The following is a 9,780-nucleotide window of genomic DNA, read 5'->3' as shown; positions in this document are numbered from 1 at the left end:
CCCGCCAACTGCGCTTGGGCGTGCAGTATAGCCTTCTGCCGTTGCTTGCGATCAGACGATGCTGGCGCTTCGGCCGCTTGTGGTCCCGGCTCGCTCAGTTGATGCCAAGAGAAGGGCGCTTGGGCTGACGCTGGGGCTCTCGGCTTCTCGGCGGCGCTCGACCAGGTCTAGCCCGAAAGCGGCCCGCAGCGAGGCCCGGGCGACAACACCGCTGTGCCCAACGAACTCGCCAGGCGCGTGCAGGGCAAGGCCAGGTGGACGCTGCACGAGATCGGGATGGCGCTCGTCCGAGCGCAGGCGATTGTCGCCTTCGACGCGCGTCCGAGAACAGGCGGCTACTCGAGCGGCTGGTGCGCATCGAAGCTGATACACCATCGTTGGCGAGAGCTGGCCAATGGCGATGGACGCTCTCTGACGATTGCTATACGCTGCTGAATCTCCGATCCGCCTCATTGACCGATGGAACGTCTTTCGATTGAACTCACCAACCGCTGCGACAAGCACTGCAGTTTTTGCTACAACCGCAGCGGCCCGAGCGGGGAAACGCGCTGGACGGCACAAGAAGTCGTCGATCTGGTCAGGGATTGCGTTCGGCATGGCACTCAGGCCGTGTCCTTGGGGGGCGGAGAGCCCCTGCTGTTCGCCGAATTGACTGAAGTACTGACCGCGCTGCGCGGTCACGTTTTCCGTTCGGTCACCACCAACGGACTGCTGCTGATGGAAGACGCTCACTTCAGCAAGCTGCTGGCTGCCAGACCCGAGAAGGTCCACGTTTCCATTCACCGACCGGCTGTGATGTCCGAAGTCGAGCGGGTCACGGCCATCGTCAAGAAGATCGAGGAAGCAGGCATTGCCAGCGGAGTCAATCTTCTGGTGCCCGCCGATCAAGCCGCTGCCGCTGCGCGCACGGCGCAAGCCTTGCACAAGGCCGGCATAGACAATCGGCGCATCATCTACCTGCCGCAGCGGCGTGGCAACACGCCGACGCCGAAGATGCTGGCAGAGATAGCGCGCGCGCCTTTTCAGTCGATGAGTTGCCTTAACGCGTGCGGCAAGAGCTCGCGCTTTTGCGCCATCGCCTGGGACAAATCCGTCGCCTGGTGTTCCTACACTGTCGCCCGGCAGCCATTGCCCAGCCTCAGCCATGACGGACTAAGGCGAGCGCTGAGCAGCCTCGCTCTCGTTCCTTGTTCGGCTGCGTGCTGAAGGGGTATCGGTTTTCCTCGGTCTGATGCGCAGGAAGCTCATTTCAATGCAATCGCTGGTCGCCGCCTTCGTCGTCGATTACCCGGCGGCGCACAGTATGGATTCTGAATGGTTCGCCATCGATGACGCAGGCGAAGTGGCTTGCTTGGACTCTGGCGAATCGGGTCCCACAGTGCTGGGAGTGCTGAGTGACTGCAGGTTCTTCGAAGTGTTTGAATTTCTCGAGAAGGACGCGCAGGGAATCAAGGTCTTTCCTTCGCCCGACGGGTTCGCCGACGGGAATTCGCTGGCGGTGTTGCGCAGCCAGCTTGCCGCGCTTTCGCAGGATGAGTACGCGGCAATCGAGCGGCTCGCCAATGAGCCCGACTTGCCGGAAGAAGAACGCAAGGCCCTGCGAGGGTCGATTCGGAACCGTCATGTCCGCGCTTTGATGCGCCTCTCCGCGCCCGAAGATGTTCTCGAATTCAGAGGGGATTGGCTGCGCGAGTATGAAATGGTTCTGGTGAGACTGGATAGCTCACGCCCGGACTACTATTTCTGCGGCGCCGATGTCAGCGCCCTCGGCGCGCTGCACACTGGCCATCTGTTGGCTTGGCGGGAACTTGACGATGGTCGCGATTACTGGTCTGGCGCCCGACTGAGTCTGACTGACGCGTACGGGATTTACCATTTTGCCGCCACTGGGTTTGACAGATTCCTGCGTGAGAGTCTCTGCCCACCGTACGCGCCGCTGAAGTACGAAAGGGTCTCGACGCCACGTCGTCCGCGCCGCGGGTTGCCGGAAAGAATCATGACCGCGAAGTGGACCAGGCGGATTATCGACTGCGAGGTCTCGTTTCCCTGTGTTCATTATCTTCCGGGCATCCGCTTTTCCGAAATGGAAAGCATCCAGCTTGCCGATTTCGTCCCGTGTTACGACTGGAATCAAGGCGCGCAGACTCCCGACTCCGCGGAATCCATCGTCCGCAGGAACATGGCGGTCGTACATGCTCCCCGTTCTCCCGCCCGGGAAGCGCGGATCGCCGAATGGAGGGCAGCAGCCGAGCAGGGGGACATCGTCAGCCAATATTGCCTCGGCTACGCGCGTCTGCAGGACCAACCGCCGCAATACGAGGCAGCTTTTCGCTGGTTCCAGATGGCCGCTGAGCAAGCGGAAGCGACTCCCATTGACTCGCCGGACATCTTCGCCAACGGTTCTGCCGCGCAATGCCACCTCGCCGACCTGTACGAGCGCGGCGTGGGCGTGGTCAAGAATGACGAGCAGGCGCAGCACTGGTGCGCGCAATCGGCGGATAAGGGCAATTTCTTTGCGCAACGCCGGCTGGGCTTGATCTATCTGCGCAACCAGGGCGGTGCACTTGCCGCGAAATGGTTGGCGAAAACGCCGCTCGACCATATCGACGCCTACACGCTACCCTATTTCGCTGCCGCCGAAGGAGGCGCAAGCAAGGCGCAATACAAGACCGGCCAGTTCTATGAAAGACGAATCGGCGACAACGTACGCGCGCTTCATTGGTACCGTCTGGCCGCCATTCAGGACCATGGTGAAGCCTGCTTATCTCTCGCAGCGATGTACCGCCACGGGAAGGGTACTCGACGCGATTTTGCGCAAGCTCGGAGCTGGCTGGAGAAAGCCGCCGCACTGGGAATCGAGAGCGCGCAAAAAACCGTGTCGGAACAATAGTTAAGCGCTCATTTCCGCTTTGCTCGCTGGGCCGCGAGAGCAGCGGCGAAAGCGGGTCAAAAGCCGTTGCACGAGTGGCTGGTTGTCTGGCTTTCCCCGTGGCTACGTAGAATGCAGGCAGTGTGGAAGAACGCTTGGGAAAGATTTGCCGGCGTTGAGGATGAAGAACCCGTGCGGCAAAGGCAAAGGATACGGGAGTTGCGGCAGCTTCGCGACTACGCTCTGCACGGCGTCGACGACAGAGCTGTCGGTCCATGCCTTTCCGTCGTTGATGGAGAGGGGAAGCGGCGGGACTTGTACGCGCACGACTTCGCGCCCGACACCGACCCCGCTCCGCGTGAATGGGAATGGGGCGTGCAAGATATTCTTTCCAGCCTGGCCGATGCGCGCATCCAGGAAATCGAGCGCGCACGCGCGCGCGGCGAACCGCTCGACGTGCCGGCTGCCCGGCAGGCGTATGCGATGCGCCGGATCGCCCAGATGATCGTCTGGCACGTACGGCTGCTGGTCGAACGGCGGGGCGGCCAACCCGATCCCTACCACATGATGCTCTGGCCGGATGAAATCCAGTGGGCTGCGCTCGGTTTCGTTGCCGGCTGCGAAGAATCGGCTGCGCAGCTCGCGCGCGTGCTGTGTGCCGCTTGGCGACTCCCAGGAACCTGCTGCGAGGCGCTCGTTCGACCTGAGGTAGGCGCAATCTTCACGCTGTTTGCGCGTCATCTTGACCTTTCCATCCCCGATCTTGCGCCCTTCAAGCCCCTGCCAGCGCTCGAAGCACTGATCGCAGTCGAGAGCTGGCTTGCCCAGGATCCCGCCACCTTGGCGCCGCTGTTCGAGGCGGCGTGTGCAGAACACGCGGTGGAGGCCCCCATCGGGCCGTTCCAAGGCTTGCCCATTGCCATCGTGCTGCTCTGCAAGTTGCGTGCGCTGCGCGGTCTCGCCAACCCGCAGATTCGCCACCCCTTGCTTGGTTGTCCGCTTGGCGACTGGGCGCCTCCGGTGGACTTCGCTGCTTGCCTCGATCCGATACTGAATGCGGTGTATGCTCGCCTGAAATGTCACGGTTTTGACGAGGCGGCAATTGCTGCGGCCGTGATCGATGGCGCCGTTCTCGAAGCGCCAGGTCGCTTCGCTCGGCCCGCAATCGGGCGACAAGTCGGGGCAGAGCCCGGATCCGGTGCGAACGCTTGTCGAGCGCATTAGCGTAGCAGCCGCTCCAGATCCGGACGATCAGCGCCTACGACGCGCACGCGGGCATCGAGCGAGAAGAGGCCCTTGCTGACGAGGCAGCGGAAATGGACATGCGGATTGAGTAGCCCGCCAAGGCGGCCGATCAAGGCCATCGCGCCGATTTGGGAATCGGCGGCGGCCGCCGGGCGGAAGCGTCGTCGAGCACGATGTGCTCCACCTTCAGCTCGCCGATCTCGGCCGGTAGCAGCGCTCCTGTCTTCTCTTCCGGTATGCCGGCGACGGCAGTAGCACCGGTGGAGGAAGCGATGACGCCGATCTCCAGGTCGGCATCGGCGAGGCCCGCCGCGCAGAGCAGGCCGGCGTGGGCGCAGAGGCGAGTACGGTTTACGGGCTTGCCCTCGAAAGGCGAAAGCAGATCAGCGCGGAAATTGGTGTGTGCGCGGTGTGTGCGGTGTACCCGGTGTCAGCCGCCGCGAAATGTCCGCCGCCAGGCACTCGGCGAAACGCCGACCGCCTGTCGGAAGTGGTGCCGTAGTGATTCCGGTGAGCCCATGCCGGTCAGCTCGGCGATGCGCCCCACGGTGTGGTCGGTGGTCTCCAGCAGTCGCTGCGTCAGCGCTAGACGCTCGGCCAGCAGCCACTGGCCGAAGGTGGTGCCGGTGAGCAGGCGGAAGTGGCGGGTGAAGCTGCGCCGGCTCATCAGGGCGCGCTCGGCGAGGCTATCCAGACTGTGCGGTTCAGCCAAGTGTTCGCGCACCCAGTCGAGCAAACCGGCCAGTCGCGAGTCGCGCGGTGTCTTCGCCAGGGGGTGGTCGATGTACTGCGCCTGCCCGCCCTGACGATGTGGCGGCGTCACCAGAAGGCGCGCCAGCGCATTGGCCGCCTCGGCCCCGTGACGTTGGCGCACGAGGTGCAGGCAGCAGTCCAGTCCGGCCGCCGTGCCGGCCGAGGTGAGAAGCCGGCCGTCGTCTACATAGAGCATTTCCGCTTCCATGTGCACCTTGGGGTAGCGGCGCGCGAAATGCGTGGCAAAGGCCCAGTGCGTGGTGGCTCGGCGGCCATCGAGCAGGCTGGCCTCGGCCAGCGCATAGGCGCCGAGGCATAGCCCGACGACCTGCGCGCCCCGCCGGTGCGCTGCACGCAGCGCGGCACACAGCACCGGAGACACGGCCTCATCGGCATTGCGCCAGCTCGGCACGATGACGATGTCGGCGTCTGCCACGGCCTCGAGCCCATGGTGGAGGCGGATGTCGAAGCCGCCGGTGGTGCTCAGCGGCCCGCGCTCCCAGGCGCAGACGGAGAAGTCGAAGCGCGGTAAGCCGGGGAAGGCCTCGCCGAACACGATGCACGGCACCGCTAGGTGGAAACTGCTGATTCTGTCGAAAGCGACCACGGCTACTTTCTCCGGGGTGGGGTGCTTGCGGGCCATGTCGGTTCCTCCGCTCCAGGTTTGGCCCGATATTAACGAATATTGTCGTTTGGGTCACTTCGCAAGGCGGGCGGCAGACGAAACAATGGCGCCTCGACAAAGCAAGGAGAACTGCCATGAGCCAGGCCCCGAAACGCGCCCTGATCGTGATTGATGTACAGAACGAATACTTCAGCGGCAAACTGCGTATCACCTACCCCGATGTTGGCGTCAGCCTGCCCAATATCGTGCGTACCATGGATGCGGCTACGGTCGCCGGTATCCCGGTCGTCGTCGTGCAACACCTTGCGCCGCCCGGCGCGCCGGTGTTTGCACGCGGCAGCGAAACTGCCGCGCTGCACCCCGAGGTCGCCTGCCGTCCGCACGATCTGCTGGTCGAGAAGGACATGGCCAGCGCGCTGACCGGCACGCCGCTCGGCGCCTGGCTGAAGGCGCGCGGCATCGATACGCTCACCGTCGTTGGCTACATGACCCACAACTGCGACGACTCCACCGTGCGTCAGGCCCACCACGAAGGCTGGAAGGTCGAGCTGCTGCACGACGCCACCGGCGCGTTGCCCTACCGCAATGCTGCCGGCGCCGCGACGGCTGAGGAAATCCATCGCGTGTTTACCGTGGTCATGCACAGCAACTTCGCTGCGGTGGCCAGCACCGAGGCGTGGCTGGCGGCGCTGGCCAAGGGCGAGGCCCTGCCCGTGGATAACGTGCTTCTTTCCAACCAGCGGGCTATCACTGGCTGAGGCCCGGGCAGCCAGCGACAGACGCACGCCATGAACGCGGCGTACTGCAGCCCGAAACGCTCAAGCAGCATGCGCTCCTCGGGCTATGGATAATGGACAGGAGATTCAACGCCGCGTCCGGAAGTGTTCCCGGCTCTGAAGGGAGAGGTGGCCCTGTTTGTTTGGACAGGAAAGGTTCTTCGATAAGTAGAGCTCTGCGAGTTCCGGTCGGCTGACCGGTGATGCGGTTGGTTTTGACCTTCTCGGATTTTATCCAAACCGGATAGAGCTCGGTGGAGCTTGTGGGCGCAGTGACGCGCGCTGGGAAAGTCGCCAGACTTTTCCACGGCAAGCGGCCCGGTGCGCGCCAGCGCGTCGTCCACAAATCCACGGAGCCCCTTCCTTCTGCCTTACGCGGCGTCTCGGGTGGCCCACGCGTCTGGCGTCTTGCCATCCAGGGCGCGATGCGGTCGGTGCTCGTTGTCGAAGCTGAGGTATGCGGTCGGGTTGGCTCTTGCCTCGGCGACGTCGTCGCAGGCCTTGCGATACACCTCCTCGTACTTGACGGTCTTCCACGGGCACTCGACAAAGACCTTGTCGCGCCAGGAGCCCTTGTCGTCCATGCTGATACGGATGTCGCGCGCCTTGAGCCGCGCGAATTCGTCGCTGGTGAACGGGCAGCCCTGATCGGTGCCAAGGATTTCCGGGCACCCTTGGCGGTTAGTCGCGTCGCGCACCGCATCCAGATAGAAGTCGGTCGTCATGGCGTTGGAGAGCCGCCAGGCGAGCACCCGCCTTGAGCACCATTTGATCGCGGCGAACAGAGAGAGGAAGCCGCGGCGCATCGGAAGGTAGGTGGTGTCCGCCGCCCACACCTGATTGTGGTCGCTCGACGGCGAGGTCGCGCAGCAGAACCGGATGGATTTCATCACCGCGCTGCCGACGAAACGTGTTCGGCTTCCGATTTAGCGCCTCGATGCCGATGCGCGCCACCAAGGTGCCGATGTGCCTGCGCCCGGCTGGAACCCCTCGGTGCGCAGCAGGTCGCGCAACATGCAAGCGCCGGCGAGGGGGTGCTCGAGAGGCAACTCGTCGATGCTACCCACCAGCGCCAGATCCTCCGGCGAGACTTCGCGCGGCGTGTAGTAGCCGCTCGAACGCGCGAGCCCTAGGAGGGCGCACTGAGAGGCTAAAAAAGATGCCGGAAAGAGGCTAGTATGCCAAATAACCCTCGGGAAAACAATCGGGTACGGCGCATCTCCTGTCCGATTAGCCTGTTTTTCAAAACCTCTGAGACGAAACAGGCAGCTTGTGCTAGCGGTCAATCATCGTTTTGCGGGAAGCCTGCCTGGCTTGGCGAGCGCATGTTCAAGACAGTCGTTCTCCAGCGTCAGCCGTCCGATCCTGGCGTGCAGCCTCGTCAGGTCCGGATCGGCGCTCACCGGATGGCTCGCGTCACCAAAAACCTGAACCGCACGCTCCGCCAGTTGCCGTTTCCAGTCCGTGATCTGGTTCGGGTCGAGGTCGTACGGCTGCACCAACTCCGCCAACGTCTTGTCGCTCGCGAGCGCCGCCTATCGCCACCTTCGCCTTGAATCCCGGCGGGTCGTTCCGTCTCGCCCTTCTCGTCACGCTCTCGCGCCGTTGGCGCAGCCGGAGATTTGTTGTCGGTGACGCTCGGAGACGTGTCATGCTGGCTGGATGCGGTGATCATCGCCGGCATTGCGTTCTTGATAGTGCGGGACCGGATCAGTTCCCGCGTCAAAGGCGATCAACGCCACCGGACGGCCGGAGATCAGTCTCAGCACGGCCCCCGATGGCCATTCTGCGACGCTGCGCTTGCGTCGGCCTGATGCGATACTCCAGGAGTATGCTCGCGAAGGGACAGGCTATATTGCCTGCCGTCTGATAACTGGAGTATGCTCAATTATATGAGCACCGTGACCTTCGACACCCTGGAAGTTACTCGCAGACTTCGTGGCGCCGGATTCGACGAGATGCAGGCAGAAACCGTGGTTCGGGTGCTCGCGGATGCTGTCCAGTCTAACGCGCGATCAGTTCGACGCGCGCATGGCTCTCGTCAGTGCCAACGTCGATAAGCTGACCTCGGTGCTGGGCATTCTGATCGCCATCGCTCCGGCCAACTTAGCCAAGCCTATCTTTTTGATCCGCAGCGCCCCATCTTGTCGAAAAAGGTACGTCATGCCACACCTCTTGAAAGCTGTTCTCGCCTCGTTCGTTCTGACCGCCACGTTGTCATCTACAGGCATTTCGCAGACGCACTACAGGTGCAAGACACCCTCCGGCGGGACGATTTTCTCGGACGTTCCATGTCCGAGTGGAACGCGCCAGGAGCAAGCAACTTACGTCTCGCCTCAAGTCCATCAGCAGCCGACTCAAGCGGAGTATCCGGCCGCAAAAACCAGCGACGCGAGAATGCTTGACAACAAGGTTGCCGAGGCGATCGGATCTGGTGATTTCAGCAGAGCCAAGGGCTTGGCGCTCACCGCAGAGCACTGGAAGATGATTGCTGACGCCGAGCAGCGGATACGCCAGCCGGTTACCGGGCGCACCGACGCGGATCTGCGCGCGGAGTTGAAGAACAGCCGAGAGTGCAAAGAGGCCCAGCAAAGCTACGACGTTGAGGCCAGCTCTATCCGCAAGGATGCCGCGCAAATCAACGCAGCAAAGCGCCGGATGTACTCGGCTTGCGGCATGAACGAGCCGAATGCCACCGATAACCGAACGGTGGTCATCGATAACCGGAGCATCGCTCCGGCACAGGCGCCTCGCTCGATGAGATGTCAGCAGCGGATGAATGGGCAGATGGACTGCTGGTAATCAGCGCTGCATACGTTCCTCTCGCTGTTTCGTTCCGCCCTGTTCGAGACGCTTCGTTCCGAGCTATTCCGGGGTGAGGCAAGAGGAAACTACGACGCTGTACTCGGGCGCATCGTGCCCGGCATCAGCGCGGGACAAGGGGCCTGTCGCGATCGAGGATCGCTGGGCGGGAACCGCCAAGCTTCCTCGGGATCGTAGAGCTTCCTTTGGCGACCGTGATGACCGCGCAGTTGTACGAGGTAGTGGCTGTCGCAGGTGGTGGCGAGCCGGGAGAGGAAGTCGCCGAGCGCGACGCCGGCTGCGTCGGAGAGGCCCTTGGGGACCAGGCTGCGGCGGCGGCTCATTGGAGTGCCTCGATCCAACTGCAAAAACTCGTCGGGCAGATGATTGAGCCCGCGCGGTACCGGCCGATGCATGGCGGTACGCAGAATGCGTGCGACGGCAACCGGTGCAGCGGTAACGACTGATCGGCGTCGGGTTGAGCCGAGGCTTCCCGGCGCGCCGATCGGTCTTCCGGTCGGAGTACCCGTGCTGACGCAGTTGTCTGATCCCGCAATGCGGGCACGACGGCGGTCGATAGGCCTCAGAGCTTGTGAATTTTTCGTTTCAGCACTGCCACCGGGGCACCGGGCGACTATGTCGCGCGGGAGGGAAGAATTCTGCGGTGGCGTAGAAAGCGAGGCTGCCGACTCGCCTTTCCGCCTTTGTGC

At 63.1% G+C, this 9,780-nt stretch carries 8 protein-coding genes and 1 pseudogene; 5 read left to right on the top strand and 4 right to left on the bottom strand.

Annotation, left to right across the window (positions count from 1 at the left end; translation table 11 throughout):
* The first annotated feature begins 459 nt into the window (after positions 1 to 459).
* Both RKP46_RS01040 and RKP46_RS01035 read left to right on the top strand, forming a co-directional pair.
* Positions 460 to 1,206, top strand: a complete 747-nt coding sequence (locus RKP46_RS01040) for a radical SAM protein (RefSeq protein ID WP_311104912.1) — start codon at positions 460 to 462, stop codon at positions 1,204 to 1,206.
* A 208-nt stretch (positions 1,207 to 1,414) separates the two neighbouring features.
* Positions 1,415 to 2,890 carry a tetratricopeptide repeat protein gene (locus tag RKP46_RS01035; RefSeq protein WP_311104911.1) on the top strand — a complete coding sequence of 492 codons (1,476 nt, stop codon included), beginning with the start codon at positions 1,415 to 1,417 and terminating at the stop codon, positions 2,888 to 2,890.
* Between the two features lie 102 nt (positions 2,891 to 2,992).
* On the opposite strand, the gene RKP46_RS01030 is transcribed toward RKP46_RS01035, so the two are convergent.
* The 3 genes from RKP46_RS01030 to RKP46_RS01015 form a co-directional block, all read right to left on the bottom strand.
* Positions 2,993 to 4,090: a hypothetical protein gene (locus RKP46_RS01030; RefSeq protein WP_311104910.1), complete on the bottom strand. Its 1,098-nt coding sequence runs from the start codon at positions 4,088 to 4,090 to the stop codon at positions 2,993 to 2,995.
* The gene (locus RKP46_RS01025) at positions 4,090 to 4,233 is read right to left on the bottom strand and encodes a hypothetical protein (RefSeq protein WP_311104909.1); all 144 of its coding nucleotides are present in this window, start codon (positions 4,231 to 4,233) and stop codon (positions 4,090 to 4,092) included. The genes RKP46_RS01030 and RKP46_RS01025 overlap by 1 nt, the downstream gene beginning before the upstream one ends.
* Before the next feature lie 311 nt (positions 4,234 to 4,544).
* On the bottom strand, positions 4,545 to 5,510 hold the full coding sequence (locus tag RKP46_RS01015) for a helix-turn-helix domain-containing protein (protein WP_311104908.1): 966 nt from the start codon (positions 5,508 to 5,510) through the stop codon (positions 4,545 to 4,547).
* A gap of 116 nt (positions 5,511 to 5,626) precedes the next feature.
* On the opposite strand from RKP46_RS01015, the gene RKP46_RS01010 reads away from it, so the two are divergent.
* Entirely contained in the window at positions 5,627 to 6,250 is a 624-nt protein-coding gene (locus RKP46_RS01010; RefSeq protein WP_311104907.1) for a cysteine hydrolase family protein, read from the top strand.
* 389 nt (positions 6,251 to 6,639) lie between these two features.
* Here RKP46_RS01010 and RKP46_RS01005 read toward each other — a convergent pair.
* Positions 6,640 to 7,861 (bottom strand): annotated as a pseudogene (locus RKP46_RS01005) (IS3 family transposase).
* 438 nt (positions 7,862 to 8,299) lie between these two features.
* On the opposite strand from RKP46_RS01005, the gene RKP46_RS01000 reads away from it, so the two are divergent.
* Positions 8,300 to 9,070 carry a DUF4124 domain-containing protein gene (locus RKP46_RS01000; RefSeq protein WP_311104906.1) on the top strand — a complete coding sequence of 257 codons (771 nt, stop codon included), beginning with the start codon at positions 8,300 to 8,302 and terminating at the stop codon, positions 9,068 to 9,070.
* 218 nt (positions 9,071 to 9,288) lie between these two features.
* Positions 9,289 to 9,537 carry a hypothetical protein gene (locus RKP46_RS00995; RefSeq protein ID WP_311104905.1) on the top strand — a complete coding sequence of 83 codons (249 nt, stop codon included), beginning with the start codon at positions 9,289 to 9,291 and terminating at the stop codon, positions 9,535 to 9,537.
* The last annotated feature ends 243 nt before the right edge of the window (positions 9,538 to 9,780 follow it).

Origin of the sequence: Accumulibacter sp. (assembly GCF_031732815.1) — a bacterium.
Classification (GTDB): Bacteria; Pseudomonadota; Gammaproteobacteria; order Burkholderiales; family Rhodocyclaceae; genus Accumulibacter.
This window is presented reverse-complemented; position numbering and strand designations above follow the sequence as displayed.

Coding starts and splice junctions, on each gene's coding strand:
- RKP46_RS00995 (WP_311104905.1), top strand. CDS start 9,289: ATGACCGCGCAGTTGTACGAGGTAGTGGCTGTCGCAGGTGGTGGCGAG.
- RKP46_RS01000 (WP_311104906.1), top strand. CDS start 8,300: ATGGCTCTCGTCAGTGCCAACGTCGATAAGCTGACCTCGGTGCTGGGC.
- RKP46_RS01015 (WP_311104908.1), bottom strand. CDS start 5,510: ATGGCCCGCAAGCACCCCACCCCGGAGAAAGTAGCCGTGGTCGCTTTC.
- RKP46_RS01010 (WP_311104907.1), top strand. CDS start 5,627: ATGAGCCAGGCCCCGAAACGCGCCCTGATCGTGATTGATGTACAGAAC.
- RKP46_RS01025 (WP_311104909.1), bottom strand. CDS start 4,233: ATGGCCTTGATCGGCCGCCTTGGCGGGCTACTCAATCCGCATGTCCAT.
- RKP46_RS01040 (WP_311104912.1), top strand. CDS start 460: ATGGAACGTCTTTCGATTGAACTCACCAACCGCTGCGACAAGCACTGC.
- RKP46_RS01030 (WP_311104910.1), bottom strand. CDS start 4,090: ATGCGCTCGACAAGCGTTCGCACCGGATCCGGGCTCTGCCCCGACTTG.